The organism is Mesorhizobium sp. CNPSo 4670 (assembly GCF_057784235.1).
In genome coordinates this window covers 73,346-99,537 of sequence record NZ_JBWJFQ010000002.1, presented here as the reverse complement: position 1 = coordinate 99,537, position 26,192 = coordinate 73,346, and the positions used below count along the sequence as shown (strand labels likewise).

The following is a 26,192-nucleotide window of genomic DNA, read 5'->3' as shown; positions in this document are numbered from 1 at the left end:
GCTCGTCCAACGGGGTTGAGCGATGTTCTTCTATCTTTCCAAAGTCTTCTGGTTCTTCATCCAGCCGCTCAACCTGACGATCTTCCTTCTGCTGGCGGGATTGGTCGCCGCGATGATCGGCCGCCGGCGGCTTGCCGTCACCGGCAGCGTGCTGGCGTTTCTAATCCTTGGGCTGTCGGCCTGGACGTCGCTTGGTGCGATGATGCTCAACCCGCTGGAGGAGCGTTTCGCGCGCCCCCCACTGCCGGAAAAGGTCGACGGCATCGTCGTGCTCGGCGGCGGCTTCGAAGGCGCCATCAACCTGGCGCGCGGCGGCTATGAGCTGAACAGCGGCGGCGACCGGATGGTCGAGACCGCGATTCTCGCCCGGCGCTTTCCAACCGCGAGGGTGGTCGTCTCCGGCGGTACCGGCGAACTGTTCCTCGAAGGCGAGGGCGACGCAGCCACGGCACCCCGATTGCTCACTGCGCTTGGTGTGACGGCCGATCGCCTGATCCTCGAGAACAAGTCCCGCAACACCTATGAGAATGCCGTCTTCACCAAGGAGCTGGTAACACCGAAGCCCGGCGAGACCTGGCTGCTGGTGACCTCGGCCTTCCATATGCCGCGCGCCAAGGCGCTGTTCGACAAGGCCGGTTTTGCAACCATTCCCTGGCCGGTCGACTACCGCACCACGGGGCGGGAAGGCATCGGCCTTTTCCGCGACAATCCGGCCGATTCGCTGCAGGTCACCACAATGGCCATCCGTGAATGGATCGGGCTCTTCGCCTACTGGATATCGGGCCGGATCGATCAGCCTTTTCCCGCGCCCGGCGGCTGACCGATCACCGCGTGTCTGGCTGCCGAGAAGAACTGGCGCCGCACCAGCACGGCCAGGAGCAACAGCGTCGACAGCACGAACACCGTGGGATCGACGAACCAGCCGAGATAGCCGATCGAGAAGAACACGCCGCGCAGGCCGGAATTGAAATGCTTTCCGGCCAGCATGTTCATTTGCGTCGCACGCCAGACCGCTGTTTCGGTGACCGGGTTGCGTGACGCTTCGCCATGATGGATCGGCACGGCACCGATCAGGATCGTGCAATAGTTGAACAGCCGGTAGGCCCAGCCGAATTTGAAGAACGAAAACGCCAGGATCAGCACCAGTCCGAACACCTTTATCTGAAAGGCCGCGCGTGACGGGGCACCGCCCAGGGGCAGGTCGCTCAGCACCTCAAGAACCCGGTCGGATGCGCCGAGCAAGGCAAAGCAACCGCCGATCGCGATCAAGGAGCTGGAGGCGAAGAAGGCGGTTCCCTGTTGCAACCCGCTCATGATGGCGGTGTCGACGATGCGGATCTCGCGCTCGGCCATGGTGCGCATCCAGGCTTGTCGCTGCGCATTCATCGCCGTCGTCAGCGATATGCGGCTGACCAGCTTGCCGTCGGAGGCGAGCGTGTGCAACAGCCACGCGACGAGGAAGAAAGCCAGCGCCGCGAGATCGGCTGTCGAAAGATCAAGGGAATCGCCCATAGTCCGAATTTATCACATTCAGTGCGATCGCTTCGATGTCCGGCAAAGAGCGATCGCACCAATGTCGCGGCCGGAGCAAACAAGGTCGGCAGGCGATGCGCCGCGATTTCCAAAAGAGCGGAAACATCGTGGGAATTCCTATATGTAGTCCTTGACGTGACTCCAGGAGACAACGCCGCGTGTTCCTTTCGGTTTTCGACCTGTTCAAGATCGGCATAGGACCCTCGAGTTCGCACACGATGGGTCCTATGACCGCCGCGGCGCGGTTTCTCGACGAGGTCGCGGGAACTGACTGGCCGCGTCCGGCGGGCGTCAAGGTCGACCGTCTCTCCGCCAGCCTGCATGGCTCGCTCGCCTATACCGGCATTGGTCATGGCTCGGATCGTGCTGTCATACTCGGCCTTGCCGGCCTGACGCCGCAGACTGTCGATCCCGATCAGGCTGATAGCATTGCCAGCCGTATCACCGCGGAGAAGCGCATTTCGCCGCCCGGCCATCCCTCCTATCGTTTCGACCCGGCCACCGATCTGGTGCTGGACCGCAAGACGCCGCTCACCGGCCACGCCAACGGCATGGCGTTCTATGCTTATGATGCCGGTGACCGTCTGCTGCTCAAGCGCATCTACTATTCGATCGGCGGCGGCTTCGTGGTTTCGGAAGAAGAGCTGCAGCGGATGAAGGCCAAGGGGTCGGTGACGACCGAAGGCAAGAAGGTGCCGTATCCCTTCAAGAATGCGGTCGAGATGCTGGCGATGGCCGGCAAAAGCGGCCTTTCCATCGCCGACATGAAGCGCGTCAACGAAGAGACGCAGATGTCGCGCGAGGAGCTCGACGCCGGCCTCGACGGCATCTGGAGCGCCATGAAGGGCTGCATCGACCGTGGCCTGTCGCAGGACGGCATCATGCCGGGCGGACTGAAGGTGCGCCGGCGCGCGCGCATGCTGCATGACAAGCTGCAGGAGCAGTGGCAGCAGAACAGACCCAATCCCTTGCTCGCCAACGACTGGCTGTCGATCTACGCCATGGCGGTCAACGAGGAGAATGCCGCCGGCGGCCGCGTCGTCACCGCGCCCACCAATGGTGCTGCCGGCACGCTGCCGGCGGTGCTGCGCTACTGGCTGCATTTCCATCCCGAGGCCGATCAGCCGAGCATCCGTGACTTCCTGCTGACGGCCGCCGCCGTTGGCGGCATCATCAAGACCAATGCCTCGATCTCCGGCGCCGAGGTCGGCTGCCAGGGCGAGGTCGGGTCGGCATCCGCGATGGCCGCGGCCGGGCTGTGCGCCGTGATGGGCGGCACGCCAGAACAGGTCGAGAATGCCGCCGAGATCGCGCTCGAACACCACCTCGGCATGACCTGCGATCCGGTCGGCGGGTTGGTCCAGGTGCCTTGCATCGAGCGCAATGCGCTGGGTGCGGTCAAGGCGGTGACGGCTGCGTCGCTGGCGATCAAGGGCGATGGCATCCATTTCGTGCCGCTCGACGCGGCGATCGAGACGATGCGCCAGACCGGCCTCGACATGAACGAGAAATACAAGGAAACCAGCCTTGGCGGGCTGGCCGTCAATGTCGTGGAGTGCTGAGAGGCCGTTTGGAAATCCTACTCCGGGGGCCATCTGGCGGCGTTTTCTGCGCTTCCGGTGCTTACGGACCCAAATGTCCGCTGCGCTCCGGTTCTCGAAGCCACCACCATATGACTCGCCGGAGCGAATTTCGAAACGGCCTCTAAGTGTGGATTGGCACTGTGGAGAAGTCGATCAGGCCGTTGACGCATCCGCGCGCCGGACTAAACCTTAGGCGATGTCTCTCAATCTCATAAAACTCTGTGTCGGCTGCGACAGCGTCGAGGATCTCGAAGAGTGGATCGCCTTTCGCCTCGACGAGCGGCGGCGCGCCGGTGAGCCGGTCGAGCAGTATCACACGACGCGCATGGTGCCGACGCGCGGCGCCGAGATCACCGACGGCGGTTCGCTCTACTGGGTGATCAAGGGCAATGTGCAGTGCCGGCAGCTGATCACCGAGATCCGGCCGTTCACCGACGGTGAAGGCATAGGCCGCTGTCATCTCATTCTCGATCCGCACGTCGTGCGCACTGACTGGCAGCCGCGCCGGGCCTTTCAGGGCTGGCGCTATCTGAAACCGTCGGACGCGCCGGCCGATCTCGGCAAGGGCAAGGCCGGGCTGATCGAGATGCCGCCGAAGCTCAGGCGCGAGCTTGCCGATCTCGGCCTGCTGTAGGCCGTTTGTCTGCTTCAATTGCGGCTGGTTTGCTGGCCCGCAAACTTGCCTCGCACTGGACTTGCAAGCGGCGCGACAACGCCACATCTTGTTCTGATGAGCGACAAAAAGCAGCCGGTGCCCGCAAGGGCCAATCCTGCCCCGGTCAAACCTCAATCCAATGCCGGCGAGATCGAAGCGTTTCTTCGCCAGGCAAGGACGCTGGCTGCGTCGGCGATGGGTTCGGGCAGGCTGATCCTTTCGCTCGACGCAACGATGAGCCGCCAGCCGACCTGGGATCTGGCTTGCGAGCTGCAGGGCCAGATGTTCGATGCCGTCGGCAAGGCCGGATCCCTCAGCGTCCAACTGGTCTATTTTCGCGGCTTGGGTGAGTGCCGTTCGTCCGCATTCGTAGCCGACACCAATGCCTTGAAGCAGTTGATGACGCGAATCGAATGCCGCAGCGGCAACACCCAGATCGGAAAGGTGCTGGCGCATGCGCTGAAACAGACAGCCACGGCCAAGGTCAATGCGCTGGTCTATATCGGCGATGCGATGGAAGAGAACATCGACGATCTGGCTGAAAAGGCCGGCAGCCTCGGCCTGCATGGCGTTCCTGTCTTCGTCTTCCAGGAAGGTCATGATTCCGGCGCAGAAAAGGCGTTTAAGGAAATCGCGCGGTTGTCCAAAGGGGCTTGGTTCCGATTTGATCGGCGAGCTGCCGCGACTCTGGCAGGACTGCTTTCGGCGGTTGCGGTGTTTGCAACCGGCGGGTTGAAAGCGCTCGAAGCCAGGGGCAGGCCGGAAGACCGGCTTATGATTGAGCATCTGCGGGGTGGCGGGAACTGATGGGCGCAATCATCGCATTGGTGGCATTGCTTTTGGTGCTTTTCGGCGTGGCCTCGATCTTCCTTCGCGCCGACCCAGCGAAATTGGCCAGCGGCATGAAGACACTCGGGCCGGTCCTTCTGGGGCTGGTCGGCGTCGCTTTGGTTGCGGTCGGGCGCGAAGGCATTGGAGGCATAATTCTGTCGGCGGCAATCGCTTGGTATGGTTCCATGCGGATGAAGCAGCCGACGACAAAGCTAGCGCCCGGAAAGCGTTCGACGGTGCGCACCGCAGCACTCGAAATGGAGCTTGATCACGATACTGGCGGCCTCGAAGGACTGGTCCTGGCCGGCCGCCACGAAGGCAAGATGCTTGGCGCGATGGGGCTGGCTGAGTTGCAGCATCTCTACCGCGAACTCTCCGGCGATCCGGAGAGCCGGCAACTGCTAGAGACGTATCTTGACGGCAGATTTCCCATCTGGCGCAAAAACGCTGAGACGAACGGTGGCGAAGGGCTGGGTGTTACGCCAGGTTCGGGCGCCATGACTAAGGAGGAGGCCTACAAGGTCCTTGGTCTTGAAGCGGGGGCCGCCGCGGCGGATGTCCGCAAGGCGCACCGCCGCCTGATGCAGCGCCTGCACCCCGATATCGGCGGCACGTCTTTCCTGGCGGCGCGGATCAATGAAGCCAAGGACGTCTTGCTCTCCAATCACAACTAGTTCTCCTTCGACGCAGAATTTTTCCGGGAGATTGCTTCCACGCCGTCCTACTGCTGGACGGCGTAGCACTCGATGTTCTTCTTCTTCAAAGCGGTGCATGCCTTCCAGGCAGCGGTCTTGGAACCAAAGCCACCGAAGCGGGCGCGGTAATAGGTGACGCCGTCCTTGGCGAAGGCGACGGTGAAGCCGGAAGCGTCGGCCAGCACCTTGGGTGCCTGCTTGGTGGTCTTGTCGAGGAAGGCCTGGGCTTCGGACTGCTTGGGCGACGAGGCAACCTGGATGGCCCAGCCCGACGGCACAGACGCGGTGTTGACCGGGTCGACAGTGGGCGTCGGCGCCGGTGTTGGTTCGGCATAGGCCGCCACGACCTGAGCCGTGGCCACCTGCGGCGCCGATACGATGACAGTCTTGACCTTTTTCGCCTTGACGACAGGGGCGGTCTCTTCGGTAGCCTCTTCGCTCTGCTCGTTCTGCGCGGTGCTGTCTTCTGCCACAGTGGCGTCCTCGGCGCCGGTCGCATCATCCTGGGTCGCGTCATCCTGCGCCACCACCGGCTTGTCGTCCGGCGTCGGCGCGTCGTGCTTGGGCAGCAACACCTTGGCAAGGGCGGTGATCGGGTTGCTGTCGCCGGCCTTGGCGACCAGATCGCCGCCACCGCGGGTCGATGCCCGCGGCATATAGGTGTTGATCAACGCAGCCATCTGGTTGTCGCGGCTGCCGCCCGACGTGCCACCCATGACGACGCCGACGATGCGGCGATTGCCGTCGGAAACCGACGAGACGAGATTGAAGCCGGAGGCACGGGTGTAGCCGGTCTTGATGCCGTCGACGCCCTTGATGCGCCCAAGCAGGCGGTTGTGACCATTGATGCGCTGACGCCCATAGAGAAAGGAACGCTGCGAGAAATAGCCGTAGTACTGGGGGAAATGCTCCCGCAGGGCGATGCCGAGTGTCGCCATGTCGCGCGCGGTGGTGAATTGGCCGGGATTGGGCAGGCCGTTGGCGTTGCGAAACACGGTGCCGTTCATGCCTAGCGCACGCGCCTTGGCGGTCATCATGCGGGCGAAATTGGTTTCATTGCCACCGAGCATTTCGCCGAGCGCGGTCGCCGAGTCGTTCGCCGATTTGGTGACCATCGACAGGATCGCGGTCTCGACCGTGACCGAGCCGCCCGGCTTCACGCCAAGCTTCGTCGGCGGCTCAGCGGCGGCGTTGGCCGAAAACACGACTTGCGAGTTCCTGCTGATCTTGCCCTTCGCCAGCGCCTCGAAGGTCAGATAGAGCGTCATCATCTTGGTGAGCGAGGCCGGATAGCGCCTGCCATCGGCATCCGCCGAATAGAGCACCTTGCCGGTCTTGGCGTCGATGACGATTGCCGCGGACCTCGCCGCCAGCGACGAGGCAACGTCGCCGCAGACGACTGTCATCGCCAGGGCGAAGATCATCATCGTTTTGAGAGGGGAGGTGGATTTGGAAACGATGCCCAACAACGCCTGACGCACTGGTATTTCCCTTGGATTCTTCGTTGCGCTGGAGGCGGCAAAGGGTCCTGCCTCACTTCCAGCCAAAGCTACTGGGGCAGCGTTACCAATCCGTTTATGGTAACCGCCGCGTTCACCATTTTCTTCGGGCTTGAAGCTCTCTTTATTCGATTTTTAGCCATTGACTGCGCAGGCGGCGTCGGGACGCCGGCGAAATGTTGACTTTTGTGCGGCGCACAATATATTAGTGTGCATTGCACAAGAGCGCCCCGAAGAAGGACGCTTCAACCCAAGGGAATGCGTGAAATGACCCAGACCTATGAGGACTTCAGCAAATACGGCAAAGAGTTTGCCGATACCGGATTGAAGAGCTTCGCTTCGCTCTCCAAGGGCGCCCAGGCGATCGCCACCGAAGCTGGCGAATACACCAAGAAGAGCTTCGAAGCAGGCAGCGCCGCCGTCGAGAAGATGTTTTCGGCCAAGTCGCTGGAAAAGGCGATCGAGATCCAGTCCGACTATGCCAAGCAATCGTATGAGGCGTTCGTAGCCGAGGCCACCAAGATTGGCGACCTCTATGCCGAACTCGCCAAGGAAGCCTACAAGCCGTTCGAATCGATCGTTGCCAAGGCGAAGTAATTTCGCCTGACGTGAGCAAGATCCGGCCCTTTGGGCGGGGGACAAAACCCGGTCGCGGAAGCGTGGCCGGGTTTTTTCATGTCAATTTCCGCTCCAAGGCCTCGCGCCCCTTCACGATTGCGAAAATCGGCCAAGTTTGGTCACCTAGCCATATTGTCAGCTAAACAGAAGGGCTTAAAATCGTCCATCGAACACCTACATGTCGAACTCGCATGGGGATTCGAAAGAGGCAGGAATACGTGACGATCGATTTGACTGCCACGAGACGCGTGGCGCGGATGCAAAACGGCGGCGGCGACGGCAATGAGGCCGGCCGCGGGACGGCCGTTATCACGCGCACCAAAACCAAGACCAAGAAGCCCAGCCTTTACCGGGTCCTCATCCTCAACGACGACTACACGCCCATGGAGTTCGTGGTTCACGTGCTGGAGCGTTTTTTCCAGAAGGACCGCGAAGCCGCCACACGCATCATGCTTCATGTTCACAATCATGGAGTGGGCGAGTGCGGGGTCTATACATTCGAGGTGGCCGAGACCAAAGTGTCTCAGGTCATGGATTTCGCCCGACAGAATCAGCATCCGCTGCAATGCGTGATGGAGAAGAAGTGAGGTAACATGCCGGCTTTCTCCCAAGGCCTGGAAAAGGCGCTTCACCAGGCGCTGACGCTCGCCAATGAGCGGCACCATGAATATGCAACCCTTGAACATTTGCTGCTCGCGCTCATCGACGACACCGAGGCGGCCGCCGTCATGCGCGCCTGCAATGTCGATCTCGACGAGCTGAAGCACACGGTTCTCACCTATATCGACACCGAGCTCGACAATCTGGTCACCGGCTACGACGAGGACTCCAAGCCGACAGCCGGGTTCCAGCGCGTCATCCAGCGCGCGGTGATCCACGTGCAGTCGTCGGGCCGCGAGGAAGTGTCGGGCGCCAACGTGCTCGTCGCCATCTTCGCCGAGCGCGAGAGCCATGCCGCTTATTTCCTGCAGGAACAGCAGATGACCCGCTACGACGCGGTCAACTACATCTCGCACGGCATAGCCAAGCGTCCGGGCGCGTCGGAAACGCGTTCGCCGCGCGGCGCCGATGACGAGCAGGGCGGCCAGAACGGTGCCGAGCCGCAGGAGGAAGGCGGCAAGAAGAAGCAGCAGCAGGACGCGCTGACCGCTTATTGCGTCAACCTCAACAACAAGGCCAAGGCCGGCAAGATCGACCCTCTGATCGGCCGCGAGTCGGAGATCAACCGCACCATCCAGGTGCTGTGCCGCCGCTCCAAGAACAATCCGCTCTATGTCGGTGATCCCGGCGTCGGCAAGACGGCGATCGCGGAAGGCCTCGCCAAGCGCATCGTCGAAGGCGACGTTCCCGAAGTGCTGCACAATGCCACCATCTTCGCGCTCGACATGGGCACGCTGCTCGCCGGCACGCGCTATCGCGGCGATTTCGAGGAGCGGCTGAAGCAGGTCGTCAAGGAACTCGAGGACTATCCAGGCGCGGTGCTGTTCATCGACGAGATCCACACGGTCATCGGGGCAGGGGCCACGTCAGGCGGCGCTATGGACGCGTCGAACCTGTTGAAGCCGGCCCTGTCGTCGGGTGCGATCCGCTGCATCGGCTCGACCACCTACAAGGAATTCCGCCAGTTCTTCGAGAAGGACCGAGCCTTGGTGCGGCGCTTCCAGAAGATCGACGTCAACGAGCCGACCATCGAGGACGCCATCGAGATCATGAAGGGCCTCAAGCCCTATTATGAGGAGTTCCACAAGGTGAAGTTCACCAACGAGGCGATCAAGGCCTCGGTGGAGCTGTCGGCGCGCTACATCAACGACCGCAAGCTGCCGGACAAGGCGATCGACGTGATCGACGAGACCGGCGCCTCGCAGATGCTGGTGCCGGAAGCCAAGCGCAAGAAGACGATCGGTATCAAGGAGATCGAAGCGACGATCGCCACCATGGCCCGCATCCCGCCGAAGACGGTTTCGGCCGACGACGAGAAGGTGCTGCAGGGTCTCGATATCGAGCTGAAGCGCGTCGTCTACGGCCAGGATACCGCGATCACCGCGCTGACCTCGGCGATCAAGCTGGCGCGTGCCGGCCTGCGCGAACCGGAGAAGCCGATCGGCTCTTACCTGTTCTCCGGCCCGACCGGTGTCGGCAAGACTGAAGTCGCCAAGCAATTGGCTGCATCGCTCGGCGTCGAGCTGATCCGCTTCGACATGTCGGAATATATGGAACGCCACACCGTATCGCGGCTGATCGGTGCGCCTCCCGGCTATGTCGGCTTTGATCAGGGCGGTCTGTTGACCGATGGCGTCGACCAGCATCCGCACTGCGTGCTGTTGCTGGACGAAGTCGAGAAGGCGCATCCGGACCTGTTCAACATCCTGTTGCAGGTGATGGACCACGGCAAGCTGACCGACCATAACGGCAAGCAGATCGACTTCCGCAATGTGATCCTGATCATGACCACCAATGCGGGCGCGTCGGATGCGCAGCGTGCGGCGATCGGCTTCGGTTCGACCAAGCGCGAAGGCGACGACGTCGAGGCGATCAACCGGCTGTTCACGCCGGAATTCCGCAACCGTCTCGATGCGATCATCCCGTTCGGCTCGCTGCCGGTGCCGGTGATCCATCAGGTGGTGCAGAAGTTCGTCATGCAGCTCGAGGCCCAGCTTTCCGAGCGCGGCGTCACCTTCGATCTGTCGCCCGATGCCATCGCCTGGCTCGCCGACAAGGGTTATGACGAGCGCATGGGTGCGCGGCCGCTCGGCCGTGTCATCCAGGAGCACATCAAGAAGCCGTTGGCCGACGAGGTGCTGTTCGGCAAGCTCAAGAAGGGCGGCACGGTGCGTGTCACCGTCGAGAAGAAGGAAACCGGCGAGACCGGCCTGAAGCTGGAATCGCTCGCCGACGAGGCGCCGGTGAAGCCTAAGAAGGAAGAGCCGGAAGAGACGCCGAAGGCCACAAAGGCCGTGGCGAAAAAGCCCGCGGCCAAGAAGCTGGTGGCGCAGAAGCCCGAAGCCAAGGGCAAGGACGGCGGCAAGCGCAGCCTGGTGCCGCAATTGCCCAGAAAGAACTGACCCTGACAAAAGTCGAAAAAGCCCCGGCGACGGGGCTTTTTTCATTGGAGCAATGAGGGACGCATGGCCGGGCAGATCGTCATCCTGAACGGTGCGCCGCGATCGGGAAAATCAGGCATCGTCCAGGCCGTCGCAAAGTGACGTGCTACGTCAGCTTCGCAGCGCCGCCCGTATCTTTTCGGCGTTCTGCGCCAGCACTTCTGGCTTCTCCATCCCGCCGCCCGTGTGCGGCTTCAGGGGAATGCCGTCAAAGCGTGGTATGACATGCACATGCAGATGATAGACGGTCTGCCCCGAGGCGGGCTCGTTGAACTGCATGACGGTGACGCCGTCGGCGCCAAACCCTTGTTTGACGGCCCGCGCCACCTTCTGGACGACCGCGAAAAGCGGGCCGAACGTTGACGGAGCGGCGTCGAGCAGGTTGCGTGACGGCGCCTTCGGCACCACCAGCGTATGGCCCGGCCCCTGTGGCATCACATCCATGAAGGCGACGATCGTTTCGTCCTCGTAGACGCGGTGCGAGGGAATTTCACCGCGCAGGATCTTTGCGAAGATGTTGTCGGTGTCATAGGCGGCCTCAGCCATGGCGAACGCTCCGGATTGTTCCTTTTCGTGTAGCGAAGCCGTCGAAAATCGGCAAGACGATCGGCTAAAGTCGCCCCGCCGATCGGGGCAGGCCCGTCGCTACTCCTCCAGATCCTTGCGGAATGGGGTGTGCCCTTCCAGATATTCGCTCATCCGCTCCACCTCGTGCCGTTCGCGCCTGAGATAGTCGGATACGGCGTTGCGGAGGCCGGGGTGGGCTATGTAGTGCGCGGAATGCATGGTCACCGGCCTGTAGCCGCGCGCCAGCTTGTGCTCTCCTTGCGCTCCTGCCTCGACAACCCTGAGCTTGCGCTCGATGGCGAAGTCGATCGCCTGATGGTAGCAGACCTCGAAATGCAGGAAGGGATGGTCCTCGATGCAGCCCCAGTTGCGGCCGTAGAGTGCGTCGGAGCCGATGAAATTGATGGCGCCGGCAATGTAGCGCCCGTTGCGCTTGGCCATTACCAGCAGGATGTCGTCGGCCATGCGTTCGCCGATCAGCGAGAAAAACTGGCGGCTGAGATAGGGCCGGCCCCATTTGCGGCTGCCGGTGTCCATGTAGAAGGCGAAGAAGTCGTCCCAGGCCTTTTCGGTGAGATCCTTGCCGGTCAGCCAGTCGATCGAGATGCCGTTGGCCAGCGCCTCGCGCCTCTCCTTCTTCATCGCCTTGCGCTTGCGCGAGGCAAGGGTGGCGAGGAAGTCGTCATAGGTTGAAAAGCCTTCGTTGAAGAAATGGAACTGCTGGTCGGTGCGATGCAGGAACCCTGCCGCTTCCAGCACCTCGACGTCGCTTTCCTGGGCGAAGGTCACATGCGCTGAAGAGACGCCGAGTTTTTGCGTGACCGCCTTCAGGCCCGCTGCCAGTCCGGCTTTGACGGCGCCGACATCCTCGCCCTTGGTGACCATTAGGCGAGGGCCGGTGACCGGTGTGAACGGCACCGCGCATTGCAGTTTTGGATAGTAGCGGCCGCCGGCGCGTTCGAAGGCATCCGACCAGCCATGATCGAACACATATTCGCCCTGGCTGTGCGATTTGAGATAGCACGGGACCGCCCCGAGCAGCTTGCCCTGCGCGGTCTCCAATCGCAAATGATGACCTTGCCACCCTGTGCGCCGCACGGCGCAGCCTGACTCTTCGAGCGCGCTCAGAAAAGCGAATGAAACGAGTGGGTTGTAGCCGTTTTCTACGTCGCCTCGCGTGGTTCCGCTGAGGCTGTTCCACTCATCTGGGGTGAAAGCGCCGATGCCAGCGGCGATGCGGATCAAATAGTCCGCATTCGCTGTCTGGTCATCGCCGTCGTCGCCTTGATCCATGGGGCTTATTTAAGCTCCGTCCGGCTGGGTACAAGTCACGTTTCAGACACCGACTTCAGGCGACTTTGACCAGGTCGGGGTCGAACCCCTCGAATGTCATCTGGTCGGCATATCTATAGGTCAGGTCGACCGCCGGCTGGTCCTGCACCGTCCAGGTGATGACCGGCATTTTCAGCTTTTCACGGACGAAGCTGACGAACCGGTTGGGCAGATCGCCGGCGGCATAGGAGGTGAAGTCGATCTCATGCGCCAGCATTGCGAAATGCGCCTCGATCAGCTTGACGTCCTTGCCGTACGCGGTCAGTCCGGCCGGAATGCCCGGTGCGTGTTTCGGAAAATCGCGGATCAGCCAGTGGTCGAACGACATGATCGCCGACTTGCCCTTGTAGCGCTTGAGCATCTTGCCGACGATCGCCACGAGACCCTCGTCGCGGCCCGGGATGCCTTTCAGCTCAACGACCATCGGCACGCGGCCATCGACCAGGTCGAGCGCTTCCTGCAGGGTCGGTACATGATCCGAGGTGCCGCCGACCTTGAGCGCCGTGAGTTCCGCCGCGGTGCGTTGCCAGACGAAACCGTCTTGACCGGTCAGCCTCTGCAGATCGTCGTCATGAATGATGACGGGAACGCCGTCCAGCGACAGGTGCACGTCGCATTCGATGGCGTAGCCGCGCTCGGCCGCGGCCGCGAAGGCGGAGAGCGTGTTTTCCCAGCGCGTCTTGTTCATGTCGTGGAAACCGCGATGGGCGACAGGCCGGGCTGTCAACCAGGATAGGTCGGTCATGGTCGTCTCCTGGCTCACTCGACTTCGAAGATCGCTTCGATTTCGACTGCGGCATTAAGTGGCAGCGAGGCGGTGCCGACAGCGGAGCGGGCATGCTTGCCGCGCTCGGCAAGTGCCGCAACCAGGAAATCGGAGGCACCGTTGGCAACCAGATGCTGTTCGACAAAATCCGGCGTCGAGGCGACGAAAACTGTGATCTTCACCAGGCGGTGGATTTTCTCGAGGTCGCCGAGTGCGGCCTTGGCCTGCGCCAGGATGTTGATCGCGCAGTACTTTGCCGCGTCCTTGCCGGCCGCGGTGTCGACGTCGCGACCGAGCAGGCCGCTCGCTTGCAGCTTGCCGTCCTTGAGCGGCAACTGCCCGGCGGTGAACAAGAGGTTGCCGGACCTGCAATAGGGCACATAGTTGGCAGCGGGCGCGGCGGCGACAGGAAGCGTCACGCCCAGATCGCTTAGCCGCTTTTCGATTGTTTCACTCATGGTATTTCCCTATTGCTTGGGTGACGCCGCGCTGGCCGGGCCGAAATTGCTATTTTTGCCTCGCTTCCGCCACGACTTTTTTTAAGCTGGACCATCTTTCCCTGCGGCCTGCCATCAGCCGCGACGATCGGAGTACCACATGCGCGCAACGCGCCTTGCATTCCATGCCGTCCTGTTGTCGGCGGTGTTCTCGATAGGCCCTGCTTTCGCCGTGCCGGCGCTGCAAGCCCACCGCGCTGTTTACGATCTCACCCTCAACAAGGCATCCGATCAATCCGGCATAACGGGCATATCCGGCCGCATGGTCTATGAGTTCAACGGCTCGGCCTGTGAAGGCTATACGGTGAAATTCCGTTTCGTCACCCAGATCGTCACCAACGAGAACACCAAGCTGACCGACCAGCAGACGACCACTTTCGAGGACGCCGAAGGCAAGACCTTTTCATTCGTGACGAAGTCCTTCGTCGACCAGAACCTCGACAAGGAGGTCAAGGGCATCGCCACGAAAGAGACCAAGGGGTTGAAGGTCGATATCGACAAACCCGAAAAGAACAGCCTCGAGCTGGCTATGACCCAATTTCCGACCCAGCATCTAGTCGAACTGATCGGCAAGGCAGAAAAGGGCGAGAATTTTTACGAAACCAACCTTTTCGACGGTTCCGAAGACGCCAACAAAGTGATGACCACCACTGTCGTCGTCGGCAAGAAGACCGATGCCGACAAGGCCGACCCGGAGGCTCCGGCATTGGCGAAGCTCGCCACCGACAAATACTGGCCGGTCGACATCGCCTACTTCGACGACACCGACAAGACAGGCGAAGAGGTGCCGGAATACCGGATCAGCTTCAAGCTGCACGACAACGGCATCACCCGCGACCTCGTCATGGACTACGGCGACTTCTCGATGACCGGCAAGCTGGTCAATCTTTCGCTGTTCGACCAGTCGAAAACCTGCCCGACCAAATAGTGCTTCAGCTGGCCAGTTGATTCACCACGACACGGCGTTGTCGTGGTGAACGACTTGAACGCGCCGCAATCGCCTCCCAACTTCCTCCCTAGCGTCGAGGCGCAAAGGGGGGAGCAGCTTGAGCAGGATCGATGTCTTCGTGGCGCCGAGGCCAAACCCGGCGCTGATCAGGGCCATGACATCAGTCAACCGGATCGTCATGCTGCGGGGGATACCGGGTTTTCGCGATATCTTGCCGTTCAACCGCCTGGCCGGGCTGCGTGGCGTCGCCAATGTCCGCAATATCGACTTTCCGCACGCCGACCTCGAGCGGCTGAAGGCCAGTTGCGGGGCGGGGAAGGCGACCTTCATCACGCCCAATCATCCGGAGTTCTTCACCGACTGGATGATCGACAAGGAGATCGTGTCGCAGGTCAGCCCGTTTGCCGCCTCCTGGGCGACGAACGGCGTCGTCAACGGCCTTGGCCGGCTGATGCAGAAATTCTGGCTGGCCAACAACCTGATCGCCCAGATTCCCGGCAACAGCGGGGCAGCCAAGGAACACTCCGTCGCCTGGGCATTGAAAGGTCATGGCGTGCTGCTGCATCCCGAAGGCGGCGTCGGCTGGCATGCCAACATCGTGGCGCCGTTGCTGCCGGGCGCCGTCGAGATGGGGCTTGAGGCACTCAAACGGGGGAGAGCCACGGATCCAGATTCCAAGGTCTGGATCGCGCCGGTCGTCTGGAAACTGGCCTTCACCAGGAATGTCGAAGCGGCGCTGGCGAAGGAATGCACCTATGTCGAGAAAAACCTGAAAATAGAACGTCAAGCGACCGACACGCTGCCGCAGCGCATCCACCATATCTATTCGACGCTGCTGGCCCGCGACGAAGCCGCGTGGAGCCTGTCATCCGAAGAGGGCGCGAGCTATGCCGAGCGCCAGGAGGCTTTGGTCGCCGAACTCAGCCGTCGGCTTGGCCGGGACATTTCTCCCGACACCGCCGTCCCCGACACCACCGAGCTTCTGAGGCTGGCGCGTCGTTGGCAGCGCGAAAATACCGGCGATGCGGGCGAGCAAAAGAAGGTCCGCGCGCTCGCCGACACGATTCAGAGGCTGCAACGCGTCGGGTCGTGGGCCTCGGCCAATCCGCGTATCACACAGGAGGAGATCGCCGAGCACCTGAAGAGGATCCGCAACGACTATTGCCGGAGCGGACTGCGCGACACGATCAACCGGCTCATTCCGCAACCGGCCGGGCCGCGGTGCGCCCACATCCGGGTGCCCGATCCACTCGGCCTGCATGAGCATGCCGGCTCGGTCGACGATGCGGTTGCCGAGTTGCACCGTCGCATGCAGGCCACAGTCGCCAGCACGGTGGCCGAGCTTGCGGCCAGCGGCAGCTTCATTTTCTATCCGAATCCATTCTATCGTCACTGACATCCAGACAGGCCATGTGGCTGATCGTCATTCAGTTGCGAAGGAATGGCAGCTGCGAAGAATGGAAGGCAGGCAGCAAGCTTCATGGCAGTCTATGTCGACGCGGCGATCTGGAACTGGGCTGGCCATCGCTGGTGCCATCTGATGGCTGACGACACCGATGAGTTGCATCGCTTCGCCGCGCAGCTCGGCGTTAAGCGCTCATCCTATCAGGGGCCGCCCAAGACATCGGCGCCGCACTATGACATAACCGGCTTCGAGCGCGACCGTGCGGTGCGGCTCGGCGCTTTCGAATGCAGCCGCGAGGAGATCGTCGCGATCTTCCGGCGGGTGCGGGTGCCCAATGGAAAGGCTCGGCGATGACACCAACGGCATTTCTGGCTTATTGCGCCGCAATCACGCTTGCGGCCGCAACGCCCGGGCCGGCGATGTTCGCAGTCATCACCAACGGTGTGTCGCGCGGGTTTCTTCGTGCGTTCGTGGCCGGGGTTGGCGTCGCCGCAGGCGATGCGGTGCTGGTCACCCTGGCGTTGCTCGGACTGGTGGCGTTGGCCCAGACTTTCGAATGGGTTTTCCTCCTGCTGAAATACGCGGGCGCTACCTACCTGGTTTTTCTCGGCATCAGGATGTGGCGAGCCGCGGGCACGCAATCGGATGAACCGCAGGCGTCGCAGGCGAGATTGTCACGGTCGTTTTTCCTCGGTGCATCCATTGCGCTGGGCAATCCGAAGGCGATCCTGTTCCATGCCTCGATCATGCCGCTGATCCTGAACCTCAACACCATGACCCTTGCGGACGGACTGCTGGTGGTCGCGGTCGTCATCAGCGTCAACATCCTCACCATGGGTATTTATGCTGCACTCGCCGGGCGGGCTTCGGGCTGGTTCAGGACGCCGAGACGCATGCGGCTGATGAACAGGTTTGCCGGCAGCGCAATGATCGGCACTGGAGCGCTGATTGCCGCACGCTGAGTGGTGAAACGCCACACGGCTTGCGTTTGTCGCGCATCCCCTCTATATGCGCGCTCATTCCACACACGGACTTTGGTGTCTGCCCGGGAGAAATCCGGCTGAAACCTCCGGTGGCGTTCGAGGACAAAGTCCAAAAATGCCTGTGTCCGTGGAGGCTAACCGGAAAGGAACTAAGAATGGCTCTGCCTGATTTCAGCATGCGCCAGCTTTTGGAAGCTGGCATTCACTTCGGCCACCAGACCCACCGCTGGAACCCGAAAATGGCGCCTTATATCTACGGCGCCCGTAACAACATCCACATCATCGACCTCTCGCAGACGGTGCCTTTGCTGCACCAGGCGCTGAAGCAGGTTTCCGACACTGTCGCCAAGGGCGGCCGCGTACTGTTCGTCGGCACCAAGCGCCAGGCGTCCGACATCGTCGCCGATGCGGCACAGCGTTCGGCCCAGTACTATGTCAATTCGCGTTGGCTCGGCGGCATGCTGACCAACTGGAAGACGATCTCGAACTCGATCCAGCGCCTGCGCAAGCTCGACGAGATGCTGGCCGGCGAGGCTCAGGGCCTGACCAAGAAGGAGCGCCTCAACCTCGACCGCGAGCGCGAGAAGCTCGACAAGGCGCTGGGCGGCATCAAGGACATGGGCTCGACGCCCGACCTGATGTTCGTCATCGACACCAACAAGGAAGCGATCGCCATCCTCGAGGCCAAGCGCCTCGGCATCCCGGTCGTCGCCATCATCGATTCGAACTGCGACCCGGACAAGATCGACTTCCCGATCCCCGGCAATGACGACGCTGCCCGCGCTATCCAGCTCTATTGCGATCTGATCGCCAAGGCTGCGATCGACGGCATCGCCCGCCAGCAGGGTGCACTCGGCGTCGACATCGGCGCTTCGGTCGAAGCTCCGGTCGAACCGGCACTCGATCCGGCTCCGGCATCGGAAGCCCCCGAAGCTTAACAATCGAAGGCCGGTTGCGGCCTTCATCTTTCTCATATTTGGCACGGTAAACAGACGCATCATCGAGGTTCGATGGTGCGTCGGTGCATTTAAAACAAAGAGGCGACAATGAGCATTTCGGCTGCACAGGTCAAAGAACTCCGCGACTTGACCGGCGCGGGCATGATGGATTGCAAGGCGGCGTTGAACGAAACTAACGGCAACATGGAAGAGGCCATCGACTGGCTGCGCAAGAAGGGCATTTCCAAGGCCGACAAGAAGGCCGGCCGCACTGCGGCTGAGGGCCTGATCGGCGTCGATTCCGGCCCGCGCGAAGCAGCCGTCGTCGAAGTCAATTCCGAGACCGACTTTGTTGCTCGTAACGCTGCGTTCCAGGAGATCGTTGCCAATGTGGCCAAGGTCGCGCTCGCCTATGGCGGCAAGACCGACGCGGTTGCAGCGGCCAAGTATCCAGGTTCGGACAAGTCGGTCACCGACACCATCAAGGATGCTGTCGGCACCATCGGTGAGAACCTGGGCTTCCGCCGTTCGGCCAAGCTGACCGTTCCGCATGGCGCCGTCGCCACCTACGTCCACAACGCGGTTGCCGATGGCCTTGGCAAGCTCGGCGTGCTGGTCGCGATCGAGACCACGGGCAACGAGCATGCCGCCAACGCCTTTGCGCGCCAGGTTGCCATGCATGTCGCCGCCACCAGCCCGATGGCGCTGACCACCGAAGAACTCGATCCGGCGGCAATCGAGCGCGAGAAGGCGATCTTCTCCGATCAGGCGCGCCAGTCCGGCAAGCCGGAAGCGATCATCGAGAAGATGGTCGAGGGCCGTCTGCGCAAGTTCTATGAGGAAGTCGTCCTTCTGAAGCAGGCCTTCGTGCTCAATCCCGACATCACCGTCGAGAAGGCGCTGAAGGATGCCGAGAAGGACATCGGCGCCCCGGCCAAGATCACCGCCTATCTGCGCTTTGCGCTGGGCGAAGGCATCGAGAAGGAAGAGACCGATTTCGCGGCGGAAGTCGCTGCGGCGGTCAAGAAGTAAGCGGCCGCGGCAGCTATCCTTCCGACGAGATTTATCGGCCGGGTGTCCGCAGGGATGCCCGGCCGATTTCTTGTGCGGTGTCGATGAAGGCCCTGAGCTTCGGCGCCATCGACGCCCGGCGGGGAAAATAGAGGAACAGCCCCGGCTCGTCGATCGCGGCTTCGCGCAGCACCTCGACCAGCCGGCCGGCCTGGATATCGGCTCGCACCAGCGGCTCGAACAGGTAGGCCAGCCCGATGCCGGCCAGCGCCATGTCGCGCGCCGACAGCGGATCGGTGACGACGACGCTGCCACGCGTTTCGACGCCGATATCCTTGCCCTGGTCGGACAGATCCCAGCGGTAGAGCGCTCGCGATCGCAACAGCCGATAGCCGATGCAATTGTGGCTGGAGAGATCAGCCAGCGTTCGCGGCTTTCCGTGTCGGCCAACATAGGCGGGGGAGGCGACGATAACCGTTCGGAACGGCTCGGTCAGCCGCACCGTCACCATATCCTCGGCAATCATCTCGCCCAGCCTTATGCCGGCGTCGAAGCCTTCGCCGACAATGTCGCTCAGGCGCTCATCGGTGAACACTTCCACCGTCACTTCGGGATACCGCTCGGCCATTGCCGCCAGGATGGGCATCAAGGCGAGTGGCAGCGCCAGGCGCGGCACATTGATCTTGAGCAGACCGCTCGCCCTTCCTTTCACCGAGCGAATGCGCTCGATCCTGTCAGTGATGTCTTCCAATGCCGGTTCTGCAGCCGCGACAAGCGCTTCGCCAGCTTCGGTAAGCGCGACACTGCGCGTGGTGCGGGCAAACAGCGGCTGGCCGATCCGCTCTTCGACAAGGCGTACCGCGTGGCTGACCGCCGAGGGGCTCATGCCAAGCTCTGCGGCGGCCGAAGCAAAGCCGCCGCGCCGCGCCACGGCGACGATGACAGGAAGATGGCTGAGCAGGTCGCGATCCATTCATGCATGATATCGCATAGTCTATACTGATAATGCAATCTTCTCGACGCCGGCGCGCTGGCTCACATTGTCGCCAACACATCGGCGGCGGGCCGATGCGCAAAGGAGAAGAGATATGAATGCATTGAAGTACGCTACCTTTGCGGCGGGTATTGCGCTGGCGCCTGTCGATGCCGGCGGCGCCGAACCATCCCGCGAAATGACGCTCGCCGATGAGCGCGCCGTTATCCGCATCGCCGATGCCATCGATCGCGCCGTCGATGCCCAGGATTGGCGGCTGGCCCGCAGCTACTTCGCCGACCGCGTCACCGTCGACTTCAGCAGCCTGAGCGGACAGCCGTCGGCCACCATCGCCTCGGACGACCTGATCGGGACCTGGGCAGCGAACCTCAGGGGCAGCAAGACCAGCCTGCATCTGCGCACCAACCACCAGGTCGCCATCGACGCCAACGCCGCGACCGTCTCCTCCAACGGCTATGCCTGGAATCGGATGGAGGGCAATGGCGATCCGCTCTGGGAAGTCTGGGGCACCTACGAACACCACCTGACTCGTTCGGGCGCCGGCTGGATAGTGGACGGCTTCACATTCCGCATGACGCATGAACGCGGCAATCCGTGGGTCAAGACGACCCCCGGACAGGATCGGCATTGAACAGGATCGGAACGACATCATGACCATGTCCTACTACACCCTTGGCAACAGCGGGCTGCGAGTCACCCGGCTGGCACTTGGGACCATGACCTTCGGCACCGAATGGGGCTGGGGTGCCGACAAGGAGACGGCTCGCGCCCTGGTCGATGCCTATGTCGAGGCAGGTGGGAATTTCTTCGACACCGCCGACGCCTATACCGGCGGCACCTCCGAGACTTGGCTAGGCGAATTCATCGCCGAGCGCGGCCTGCGCGACAAGGCGGTGATCAGCACCAAATTCAGCATGAATCTGGAGCAGGGCAATCCGAATGCCGGCGGTAATGGCCGCAAGAACATCATTCGCGCCGTCGAAAGCTCGCTGAAGCGGCTCGGTACCGACTACATCGATCTCTATATCCTGCATGCCTGGGACAGGCTGACGTCGCCGGAAGAGGTGATGCGCACGCTTGACGATCTGGTGCGCGCCGGAAAGATCCGCCACGTCGGCCTCTCCGACGTCCCCGCCTGGTACGCAAGCAGGGCGCAATCCGTCGCCGAGCAACGCGGCTATGAACCGGTTTCGGCGCTGCAGCTCGAATATTCGCTGGCCGAGCGCAACATCGAGCTTGAATTCGTCCCGTTCGGCACGCGCTACGGCGCCGGCATCATGGTCTGGAGCCCGCTGGCAAGCGGCCTGCTGAGTGGCAAATATCGTTCGGATACAATCAATAAGGCCGGCGGCAGGCTGGAGACGATGCGCGGTTCGAGCAATCCGGGCTTCCAGAAATTCACCGACCGCAACTGGGCAATCGTTGCCGAACTGGAAAAGGTTGCCGGCGAACTTGGCCGCGGAATGGCCCAAATCGCCTTGAACTGGGCGGCGACAAGGCCCGGTGTCGCCTCGGTGATCATCGGTGCGACCAGGCTGGATCAGCTCAAGGACAATCTCGGCGCGCTCGATTTCGAGATTCCGCGGGAGCTTATGGCACGGCTCGACGAGGTCAGTCGGCCAGTCACGCCATTCCCATATTCGTTCTTCGGGCCGGAAATCCAGGGTGGCCTCACCGGAGGCCAGGCGGTCGGCAACAAGCCGGTGGGCTACTTCCCCGATCTGCTCATGGAAGGCGCTTTTGCCGGCGTCAGCTAGTGATTGGCAGAGCCTCTCGATCTCGAATATCCGGCTCGGGCGCCGCGTGACATCGCGGCGCCCTTCGTGTATCGGAACACGGCATCGCGCCATGTTTTGGGGCGGCGCCTGCGCGAGGGTGGCCACCCAAAACGCGTCACATGCAAATTGACGAGGACCAGATGACGGTGAAGCCCCTCTACCGACGTGTCTTGTTGAAAGCGTCGGGCGAAGCGTTGATGGGCGAACAGCATTTCGGCATCGACGTTTCGGTGGTGGACCGCATCGCCGCCGACATCGCCGAAGCCCGCGCGCTGGGTATCGAGGTTGGCGTGGTCATCGGCGGCGGCAACATCTTTCGCGGCGTGGCCGTTGCCTCCAAGGGCGGTGACCGCGTCACCGGCGACCACATGGGCATGCTTGCCACGGTCATCAATTCGCTGGCGCTGCGCACGTCATTGAACAAGATCGGTGTCGACGCCGTGGTGCTCTCCGCGATCGCCATGCCCGAACTCTGCGAGAGTTTTTCACAGCGCCAGGCAACCGCCTACATGAATCAGGGCAAGGTGGTGATCTTTGCCGGCGGCACCGGCAATCCGTTCTTCACCACTGATTCGGCGGCTGCACTTCGCGCGGCTGAAATCGGTGCCGACGCGCTGTTCAAGGGCACTCAGGTCGACGGTGTCTACTCGGCCGACCCGAAGAAGGACCCGGATGCGACGCGTTTCGAGCGCATCAGCCATGGCGAAGTCATAAAACGCGGCCTCTCCATCATGGATACGGCTGCGATTGCACTTGCGCGCGAAAACAACATTCCGATAATCGTCTATTCGATCCACGAAAAAGGTGGGTTTGGCGATATTCTAAGGGGCGGCGGCCGCTGCACGGTCGTCGCGGACGATTGATCCGGGGCCTGGTCCCGAAAAAGGGGATGCCGGTTTTCGAGAATCAGGCTCGAACACAGGGCCTCGCCCCGAAGCAGTGAACCCGCGCTAGACGGGTCGAGGAGATTAAGATGAGTGGTGAGTACGACGATCTCAAACGGCGCATGGACGGGGCTATCGCCGCGTTCAAACATGACCTGGCTTCGCTGCGGACGGGTCGCGCCTCCAGCAATCTGCTCGACGCGATCCAGGTGCATGCCTATGGCACGACCATGCCGATCAACCAGGTCGCCAACGTCTCGGTGCCGGAGCCGCGCATGATTTCGGTGTCGGTCTGGGACAAGTCGATGGTCGGCGCGGTCGACCGCGCCATCCGCGAATCCAATCTGGGTTTCAACCCGATCGTCGACGGCACCAATCTCAGGATTCCGCTGCCCGAGCTCAACGAACAGCGCCGCAAGGAACTGGTCAAGATCTCTCATGGCTACGCCGAAAACGCCCGCGTCGCCGCCCGCCACGTGCGCCGCGATGGCATGGACTTCCTGAAGAAGGCGGAAAAGGACGGCGAGATCAGCGAGGACGACCAGCGCAAGCGTTCCGACCAGGTCCAGAAACTTACCGACGAAACGATCAGCACCATCGACCACCTGCTTTCCGATAAGGAAGCTGAAATCATGCAGGTTTAGGGTTTTGGCCATCGGCTGACCCGAAAGCGAGAACATGGCAACGCCCGCGCATGTCGCGATCATCATGGACGGAAACGGACGCTGGGCCAAGGCGCGCGGGCTGCCTCGTCTTGCTGGCCATCGTGCCGGCGTCGAGGCGCTGCGCAAGACGGTGCGCGCTGCACCCGGGCTCGGCATCTCGTTCCTGACTGTCTATGCCTTCTCGTCGGAGAACTGGTCGCGGCCGAAGTCCGAGGTCAGCGACCTGATGGGCCTGCTGAAACTGTTCATCCGCCGTGACCTCGCCGATCTACACCAAAGTGGTGTGCGGGTCAGAATCATCGGCGACAGGGCAGGGCTGCAATCCGACATCAGGGGGCTGCTCGACGAGGCCGAATCGCTGACCGCCGCAAATGAAGCGCTGACGCTGGTCATCGCCTTCAATTATGGCGGACGCGACGAGATCGTGCGCACGGCGCGCAACCTTGCCGCAGCCGTGGCGCGTGGCGAACTCGACAGCGAGGCAATCACCGCCGAAAGCTTTGCCGGCGCTCTCGACACGCAAGGCATTCCAGACCCGGAACTGGTCATCCGCACCAGTGGTGAACTGCGGCTGTCGAACTTCCTCCTGTGGCAGGCTGCCTATAGCGAGCTCGTCTTCCTGCCTTGCTACTGGCCCGACTTCAGCCGCGAGCATCTTGCCGAGGCCTTGCGCGAATTTGCCAGCCGCGAACGCCGTTTCGGCGGACTTGGCGCGCAGGACGTTGCCTCGCGACCGGCCGCAGGATGAGCAATCTCCAGCTTCGAGTCATTTCGGCAGTCGTGCTTGCCATCATCACCCTTATCTTGACCTGGTTTGGGGGGCTGCCGTTCCGGTTGTTGTGTGCGGTGATGGCGGCGGTGATCTTCTATGAATGGACACGCATGTCGCGCCCAGCGGAGGCCACGGGCCTGGGTTTCCTGCCGGAAGCGCTGCTGGTTGTTTTGATTGGCGCCCTGATTGCCGGCCTTGCTGCATCGTGGCTGCTGGCGCTTGTTGTGGTCGTGGTTGCCGCAGCGGCGATTGCCGCCTCGGTTCGCAAGACCGGGCAATGGGACGCGGCCGGTCTTGCCTATGCCAGCGTTTCCGGCCTGTCGCTTGCGCTGTTGCGCGATGGTGATCGTTCAGGCCTCGTCGCCATCCTGTTCCTATTCGCGGTCGTCTGGGCCACCGATATCTTTGCCTATTTCGTTGGCCGCACGGTCGGCGGCCCAAAACTGGCGCCGTCGATCTCTCCCGGCAAGACACGCAGCGGCGCGCTCGGCGGCGCTGTCGGCGGTGTTGTGGCCGGGCTCATCCTGGCCGCAGTTGCCGGCGTCGGCAATCTGGCGTTGCTCGGCCTGGTGGCGCTCGTGCTGTCTATTGTCGCCCAGGCTGGCGACCTGTTTGAATCCTGGATCAAGCGCCGCCACGGTTGCAAGGATTCGGGTGCGCTCATCCCCGGCCACGGCGGCGTCATGGACCGTGTCGACGGGCTTGTCGCGGCGGCTTTCGCCCTATACGTCATCGGCTGGATTTCGGCGACCGCCGATCATCCGGCGCAAGGGCTGTTTCCGGTTTGAGTGGGGTCATTTCAGGGTCCGATGCGCGCCGCGCCTTGGATTCGCCTGGATTGATGCCACAGTCACGGCGCTATCCGCGCCGCGGAAGAATTTGAGGGTTTATCTTGAACGAGATTCTTCACGCGCTTTTCAGCACACAAGGCTTCGTCCTTGGCACACTCGTGCCGTTCCTCTTTGTGCTGACCGTGGTCGTGTTCGTCCATGAAATGGGCCACTACCTCATCGGGCGCTGGTGTGGCATCGGAGTCAAGGCCTTCTCGATCGGCTTCGGCCCGGAGCTTTTCGGCTTCAGCGACAGCCACGGCACGCGCTGGAAACTGTGCGCGATACCGCTTGGCGGCTATGTCAAATTCGTCGGCGACATGAACGCCACATCGAGTCAGCCGACTTCGGAAGAGATCGAGACGCTGACCGAGGAGGAACGCAAGGTCGCTTTTCACACGCAGCCGATCTGGAAGCGCGCGGCGACGGTCGTCGCCGGGCCGCTGTTCAATTTCCTGCTGACGATCGTCGTCTTTACCGTGTTGTTTTCCGCCTATGGCCGCTATGTCGCCGAGCCGATGGTCGCCGAGGTGACGGCTGACAGCCCGGCGGCGAAAGCCGGCATCCTGCCCGGTGACCGATTCGTCAGCGTCGACGGCAGCAAGGTCGAAACCTTTGGTGACGTCCAGCGCCTGGTTTCCGGCCGTGCCGGCGACGCCATCACCTTCGTCATGCTGCGCGACGGCAAGGAGGTCACGGTGACCGCGGCGCCGCGGCTGATGGAACAGGAAGACGCGCTCGGCAACAAGGTCAAGGTTGCCGTGATCGGCGTCGTCAACAACAAGGAACTCGGCCAGCCCCGCCTCGTCACCTACACGCCCGTCGGGGCGGTTGCAGCGGCAGTCGAGGAGACTGGGCATGTCATTCAGCGCACCGGTCAGTTCCTGCAGCGTTTCGTTGTCGGGCGTGAGGATAAATGTCAACTGGGCGGCCCGGTGAAGATCGCCGACATGGCCGGCAAGGCAGCGAAACTTGGGTTCGAATGGCTCGTGCAACTGATTGCACTGCTGTCTGTCGGCATCGGGTTTCTGAACCTTTTGCCGATTCCCCCCCTCGACGGCGGCCATCTCTTGTTCTACGGGGTGGAGGCCGTCATTCGCCGTCCGGTGTCGGATCGGATGATGGAAATGGCCTATCGGGCCGGGTTGCTTCTGGTGCTGTGCTTCATGGGTTTCGTTTTCTGGAACGATCTGTTTGGATGCTGAAATCATGAAGAAATTTGGCTTTGGCATGGACGTTGTTGAGACGCCGTTTACCATGCCCGGGAATATGAGTGACGCGAAAGCCACGCCGCAAGGTTAAGTAA

Annotated in this window: 29 protein-coding genes; 22 read left to right on the top strand and 7 right to left on the bottom strand. The window is 62.1% G+C overall.

What is annotated here, in order from left to right; all coding sequences use genetic code 11:
* Nucleotides 1–22 precede the first annotated feature (22 nt).
* Nucleotides 23–820, top strand: a complete 798-nt coding sequence (locus AC0ZT5_RS03885; RefSeq protein ID WP_488495352.1) for a YdcF family protein — start codon at nt 23–25, stop codon at nt 818–820.
* Here AC0ZT5_RS03885 and AC0ZT5_RS03880 read toward each other — a convergent pair.
* Nucleotides 793–1,512 (bottom strand): DUF599 domain-containing protein, encoded by a 720-nt coding sequence (locus tag AC0ZT5_RS03880; protein WP_488495351.1) that lies wholly within the window; start codon nt 1,510–1,512, stop codon nt 793–795. The genes AC0ZT5_RS03885 and AC0ZT5_RS03880 overlap by 28 nt on opposite strands.
* Nucleotides 1,513–1,691: 179 nt before the next feature.
* Between AC0ZT5_RS03880 and AC0ZT5_RS03875 the strand changes: the two genes are divergently transcribed.
* The 4 genes from AC0ZT5_RS03875 (at nt 1,692) to AC0ZT5_RS03860 (ending at nt 5,276) form a co-directional block, all read left to right on the top strand.
* Nucleotides 1,692–3,095, top strand: a complete 1,404-nt coding sequence (locus AC0ZT5_RS03875; RefSeq protein ID WP_488495350.1) for an L-serine ammonia-lyase — start codon at nt 1,692–1,694, stop codon at nt 3,093–3,095.
* A 217-nt stretch (nt 3,096–3,312) separates the two neighbouring features.
* Nucleotides 3,313–3,750: a DUF1489 family protein gene (locus AC0ZT5_RS03870; RefSeq protein ID WP_477288757.1), complete on the top strand. Its 438-nt coding sequence runs from the start codon at nt 3,313–3,315 to the stop codon at nt 3,748–3,750.
* Between the two features lie 96 nt (nt 3,751–3,846).
* Nucleotides 3,847–4,578, top strand: coding sequence for a vWA domain-containing protein (locus AC0ZT5_RS03865; protein WP_488495349.1), 732 nt, complete (start codon nt 3,847–3,849; stop codon nt 4,576–4,578).
* A complete protein-coding gene (locus AC0ZT5_RS03860; protein ID WP_488495348.1) occupies nt 4,578–5,276 on the top strand; it encodes a DnaJ domain-containing protein in 699 nt (232 codons plus the stop codon). The genes AC0ZT5_RS03865 and AC0ZT5_RS03860 overlap by 1 nt, the downstream gene beginning before the upstream one ends.
* 47 nt (nt 5,277–5,323) lie before the next feature.
* On the opposite strand, the gene AC0ZT5_RS03855 is transcribed toward AC0ZT5_RS03860, so the two are convergent.
* Nucleotides 5,324–6,778 (bottom strand): SPOR domain-containing protein, encoded by a 1,455-nt coding sequence (locus AC0ZT5_RS03855; protein WP_488495347.1) that lies wholly within the window; start codon nt 6,776–6,778, stop codon nt 5,324–5,326.
* 285 nt (nt 6,779–7,063) lie between these two features.
* On the opposite strand from AC0ZT5_RS03855, the gene AC0ZT5_RS03850 reads away from it, so the two are divergent.
* The 4 genes from AC0ZT5_RS03850 (at nt 7,064) to AC0ZT5_RS03835 (ending at nt 10,617) form a co-directional block, all read left to right on the top strand.
* Nucleotides 7,064–7,393, top strand: a complete 330-nt coding sequence (locus AC0ZT5_RS03850; protein WP_184874143.1) for a phasin family protein — start codon at nt 7,064–7,066, stop codon at nt 7,391–7,393.
* 278 nt (nt 7,394–7,671) lie between these two features.
* Nucleotides 7,672–8,001, top strand: a complete 330-nt coding sequence (clpS, locus tag AC0ZT5_RS03845; RefSeq protein ID WP_010909565.1) for an ATP-dependent Clp protease adapter ClpS — start codon at nt 7,672–7,674, stop codon at nt 7,999–8,001.
* 6 nt (nt 8,002–8,007) lie between these two features.
* Nucleotides 8,008–10,476: an ATP-dependent Clp protease ATP-binding subunit ClpA gene (clpA, locus tag AC0ZT5_RS03840; RefSeq protein WP_184874144.1), complete on the top strand. Its 2,469-nt coding sequence runs from the start codon at nt 8,008–8,010 to the stop codon at nt 10,474–10,476.
* A gap of 63 nt (nt 10,477–10,539) precedes the next feature.
* Nucleotides 10,540–10,617 carry a phosphotransferase-like protein gene (locus AC0ZT5_RS03835; RefSeq protein ID WP_488495695.1) on the top strand — a complete coding sequence of 26 codons (78 nt, stop codon included), beginning with the start codon at nt 10,540–10,542 and terminating at the stop codon, nt 10,615–10,617.
* 9 nt (nt 10,618–10,626) lie between these two features.
* On the opposite strand, the gene AC0ZT5_RS03830 is transcribed toward AC0ZT5_RS03835, so the two are convergent.
* From AC0ZT5_RS03830 to AC0ZT5_RS03815, 4 genes are all read right to left on the bottom strand, one after another.
* Nucleotides 10,627–11,061, bottom strand: coding sequence for an HIT family protein (locus AC0ZT5_RS03830; RefSeq protein WP_488495346.1), 435 nt, complete (start codon nt 11,059–11,061; stop codon nt 10,627–10,629).
* A gap of 99 nt (nt 11,062–11,160) precedes the next feature.
* The gene (locus AC0ZT5_RS03825; protein ID WP_488495345.1) at nt 11,161–12,375 is read right to left on the bottom strand and encodes a GNAT family N-acetyltransferase; all 1,215 of its coding nucleotides are present in this window, start codon (nt 12,373–12,375) and stop codon (nt 11,161–11,163) included.
* A gap of 55 nt (nt 12,376–12,430) precedes the next feature.
* Nucleotides 12,431–13,159 carry a glycerophosphodiester phosphodiesterase gene (locus AC0ZT5_RS03820; protein ID WP_488495344.1) on the bottom strand — a complete coding sequence of 243 codons (729 nt, stop codon included), beginning with the start codon at nt 13,157–13,159 and terminating at the stop codon, nt 12,431–12,433.
* Nucleotides 13,160–13,173: 14 nt separating this feature from the next.
* Nucleotides 13,174–13,638 carry a RidA family protein gene (locus AC0ZT5_RS03815; RefSeq protein WP_488495343.1) on the bottom strand — a complete coding sequence of 155 codons (465 nt, stop codon included), beginning with the start codon at nt 13,636–13,638 and terminating at the stop codon, nt 13,174–13,176.
* A 139-nt stretch (nt 13,639–13,777) separates the two neighbouring features.
* Between AC0ZT5_RS03815 and AC0ZT5_RS03810 the strand changes: the two genes are divergently transcribed.
* From AC0ZT5_RS03810 to tsf, 6 genes are all read left to right on the top strand, one after another.
* Nucleotides 13,778–14,605, top strand: coding sequence for a cell envelope integrity EipB family protein (locus AC0ZT5_RS03810; RefSeq protein WP_488495342.1), 828 nt, complete (start codon nt 13,778–13,780; stop codon nt 14,603–14,605).
* A 118-nt stretch (nt 14,606–14,723) separates the two neighbouring features.
* Complete coding sequence (locus AC0ZT5_RS03805; RefSeq protein WP_488495341.1) at nt 14,724–16,022, top strand: lysophospholipid acyltransferase family protein; 1,299 nt, start codon at nt 14,724–14,726, stop codon at nt 16,020–16,022.
* A gap of 84 nt (nt 16,023–16,106) precedes the next feature.
* Entirely contained in the window at nt 16,107–16,385 is a 279-nt protein-coding gene (locus AC0ZT5_RS03800; RefSeq protein WP_488495340.1) for a DUF4031 domain-containing protein, read from the top strand.
* The gene (locus AC0ZT5_RS03795; RefSeq protein ID WP_477288736.1) at nt 16,382–16,993 is read left to right on the top strand and encodes a LysE family translocator; all 612 of its coding nucleotides are present in this window, start codon (nt 16,382–16,384) and stop codon (nt 16,991–16,993) included. Before AC0ZT5_RS03800 ends, AC0ZT5_RS03795 begins: the two co-directional genes overlap by 4 nt.
* A 176-nt stretch (nt 16,994–17,169) precedes the next feature.
* Nucleotides 17,170–17,952 carry a 30S ribosomal protein S2 gene (gene rpsB, locus AC0ZT5_RS03790; protein ID WP_023777441.1) on the top strand — a complete coding sequence of 261 codons (783 nt, stop codon included), beginning with the start codon at nt 17,170–17,172 and terminating at the stop codon, nt 17,950–17,952.
* Between the two features lie 108 nt (nt 17,953–18,060).
* Nucleotides 18,061–18,984, top strand: coding sequence for a translation elongation factor Ts (tsf, locus tag AC0ZT5_RS03785; protein ID WP_457152196.1), 924 nt, complete (start codon nt 18,061–18,063; stop codon nt 18,982–18,984).
* A gap of 31 nt (nt 18,985–19,015) precedes the next feature.
* Here the strand turns inward: tsf and AC0ZT5_RS03780 are convergent, their stop codons facing one another.
* On the bottom strand, nt 19,016–19,936 hold the full coding sequence (locus AC0ZT5_RS03780) for a LysR family transcriptional regulator (RefSeq protein WP_488495339.1): 921 nt from the start codon (nt 19,934–19,936) through the stop codon (nt 19,016–19,018).
* A 115-nt stretch (nt 19,937–20,051) separates the two neighbouring features.
* Between AC0ZT5_RS03780 and AC0ZT5_RS03775 the strand changes: the two genes are divergently transcribed.
* The 7 genes from AC0ZT5_RS03775 to rseP all read left to right on the top strand — a co-directional run bounded on the left by AC0ZT5_RS03775 (nt 20,052) and on the right by rseP (nt 26,091).
* Nucleotides 20,052–20,588 carry a nuclear transport factor 2 family protein gene (locus AC0ZT5_RS03775; RefSeq protein ID WP_488495338.1) on the top strand — a complete coding sequence of 179 codons (537 nt, stop codon included), beginning with the start codon at nt 20,052–20,054 and terminating at the stop codon, nt 20,586–20,588.
* A 19-nt stretch (nt 20,589–20,607) separates the two neighbouring features.
* A complete protein-coding gene (locus AC0ZT5_RS03770; protein ID WP_488495337.1) occupies nt 20,608–21,714 on the top strand; it encodes an aldo/keto reductase in 1,107 nt (368 codons plus the stop codon).
* A gap of 161 nt (nt 21,715–21,875) precedes the next feature.
* A complete protein-coding gene (gene pyrH / locus AC0ZT5_RS03765) occupies nt 21,876–22,598 on the top strand; it encodes a UMP kinase (RefSeq protein WP_013895365.1) in 723 nt (240 codons plus the stop codon).
* A 110-nt stretch (nt 22,599–22,708) separates the two neighbouring features.
* Entirely contained in the window at nt 22,709–23,263 is a 555-nt protein-coding gene (frr, locus tag AC0ZT5_RS03760) for a ribosome recycling factor (RefSeq protein ID WP_488495336.1), read from the top strand.
* 34 nt (nt 23,264–23,297) lie between these two features.
* Nucleotides 23,298–24,032 (top strand): isoprenyl transferase, encoded by a 735-nt coding sequence (locus tag AC0ZT5_RS03755; RefSeq protein ID WP_488495335.1) that lies wholly within the window; start codon nt 23,298–23,300, stop codon nt 24,030–24,032.
* The gene (locus AC0ZT5_RS03750) at nt 24,029–24,844 is read left to right on the top strand and encodes a phosphatidate cytidylyltransferase (RefSeq protein ID WP_488495334.1); all 816 of its coding nucleotides are present in this window, start codon (nt 24,029–24,031) and stop codon (nt 24,842–24,844) included. The genes AC0ZT5_RS03755 and AC0ZT5_RS03750 overlap by 4 nt, the downstream gene beginning before the upstream one ends.
* 104 nt (nt 24,845–24,948) lie before the next feature.
* On the top strand, nt 24,949–26,091 hold the full coding sequence (gene rseP / locus AC0ZT5_RS03745; RefSeq protein ID WP_477227264.1) for an RIP metalloprotease RseP: 1,143 nt from the start codon (nt 24,949–24,951) through the stop codon (nt 26,089–26,091).
* The last annotated feature ends 101 nt before the right edge of the window (nt 26,092–26,192 follow it).

What these genes read in the sequence shown, in the direction of transcription:
- clpA (WP_184874144.1), top strand. Translation starts at nt 8,008, where the DNA reads ATGCCGGCTTTCTCCCAAGGCCTGGAAAAGGCGCTTCACCAGGCGCTG.
- AC0ZT5_RS03750 (WP_488495334.1), top strand. Translation starts at nt 24,029, where the DNA reads ATGAGCAATCTCCAGCTTCGAGTCATTTCGGCAGTCGTGCTTGCCATC.
- AC0ZT5_RS03825 (WP_488495345.1), bottom strand. Translation starts at nt 12,375, where the DNA reads ATGGATCAAGGCGACGACGGCGATGACCAGACAGCGAATGCGGACTAT.
- frr (WP_488495336.1), top strand. Translation starts at nt 22,709, where the DNA reads ATGAGTGGTGAGTACGACGATCTCAAACGGCGCATGGACGGGGCTATC.
- AC0ZT5_RS03795 (WP_477288736.1), top strand. Translation starts at nt 16,382, where the DNA reads ATGACACCAACGGCATTTCTGGCTTATTGCGCCGCAATCACGCTTGCG.
- AC0ZT5_RS03800 (WP_488495340.1), top strand. Translation starts at nt 16,107, where the DNA reads ATGGCAGTCTATGTCGACGCGGCGATCTGGAACTGGGCTGGCCATCGC.
- AC0ZT5_RS03870 (WP_477288757.1), top strand. Translation starts at nt 3,313, where the DNA reads ATGTCTCTCAATCTCATAAAACTCTGTGTCGGCTGCGACAGCGTCGAG.
- AC0ZT5_RS03850 (WP_184874143.1), top strand. Translation starts at nt 7,064, where the DNA reads ATGACCCAGACCTATGAGGACTTCAGCAAATACGGCAAAGAGTTTGCC.
- clpS (WP_010909565.1), top strand. Translation starts at nt 7,672, where the DNA reads ATGCAAAACGGCGGCGGCGACGGCAATGAGGCCGGCCGCGGGACGGCC.
- pyrH (WP_013895365.1), top strand. Translation starts at nt 21,876, where the DNA reads ATGACGGTGAAGCCCCTCTACCGACGTGTCTTGTTGAAAGCGTCGGGC.
- AC0ZT5_RS03830 (WP_488495346.1), bottom strand. Translation starts at nt 11,061, where the DNA reads ATGGCTGAGGCCGCCTATGACACCGACAACATCTTCGCAAAGATCCTG.
- AC0ZT5_RS03820 (WP_488495344.1), bottom strand. Translation starts at nt 13,159, where the DNA reads ATGACCGACCTATCCTGGTTGACAGCCCGGCCTGTCGCCCATCGCGGT.
- AC0ZT5_RS03835 (WP_488495695.1), top strand. Translation starts at nt 10,540, where the DNA reads ATGGCCGGGCAGATCGTCATCCTGAACGGTGCGCCGCGATCGGGAAAA.
- AC0ZT5_RS03860 (WP_488495348.1), top strand. Translation starts at nt 4,578, where the DNA reads ATGGGCGCAATCATCGCATTGGTGGCATTGCTTTTGGTGCTTTTCGGC.
- AC0ZT5_RS03775 (WP_488495338.1), top strand. Translation starts at nt 20,052, where the DNA reads ATGAATGCATTGAAGTACGCTACCTTTGCGGCGGGTATTGCGCTGGCG.
- AC0ZT5_RS03885 (WP_488495352.1), top strand. Translation starts at nt 23, where the DNA reads ATGTTCTTCTATCTTTCCAAAGTCTTCTGGTTCTTCATCCAGCCGCTC.
- AC0ZT5_RS03865 (WP_488495349.1), top strand. Translation starts at nt 3,847, where the DNA reads ATGAGCGACAAAAAGCAGCCGGTGCCCGCAAGGGCCAATCCTGCCCCG.
- AC0ZT5_RS03880 (WP_488495351.1), bottom strand. Translation starts at nt 1,512, where the DNA reads ATGGGCGATTCCCTTGATCTTTCGACAGCCGATCTCGCGGCGCTGGCT.
- AC0ZT5_RS03815 (WP_488495343.1), bottom strand. Translation starts at nt 13,638, where the DNA reads ATGAGTGAAACAATCGAAAAGCGGCTAAGCGATCTGGGCGTGACGCTT.
- AC0ZT5_RS03755 (WP_488495335.1), top strand. Translation starts at nt 23,298, where the DNA reads ATGGCAACGCCCGCGCATGTCGCGATCATCATGGACGGAAACGGACGC.
- AC0ZT5_RS03810 (WP_488495342.1), top strand. Translation starts at nt 13,778, where the DNA reads ATGCGCGCAACGCGCCTTGCATTCCATGCCGTCCTGTTGTCGGCGGTG.
- tsf (WP_457152196.1), top strand. Translation starts at nt 18,061, where the DNA reads ATGAGCATTTCGGCTGCACAGGTCAAAGAACTCCGCGACTTGACCGGC.
- rpsB (WP_023777441.1), top strand. Translation starts at nt 17,170, where the DNA reads ATGGCTCTGCCTGATTTCAGCATGCGCCAGCTTTTGGAAGCTGGCATT.
- AC0ZT5_RS03780 (WP_488495339.1), bottom strand. Translation starts at nt 19,936, where the DNA reads ATGGATCGCGACCTGCTCAGCCATCTTCCTGTCATCGTCGCCGTGGCG.
- AC0ZT5_RS03770 (WP_488495337.1), top strand. Translation starts at nt 20,608, where the DNA reads ATGACCATGTCCTACTACACCCTTGGCAACAGCGGGCTGCGAGTCACC.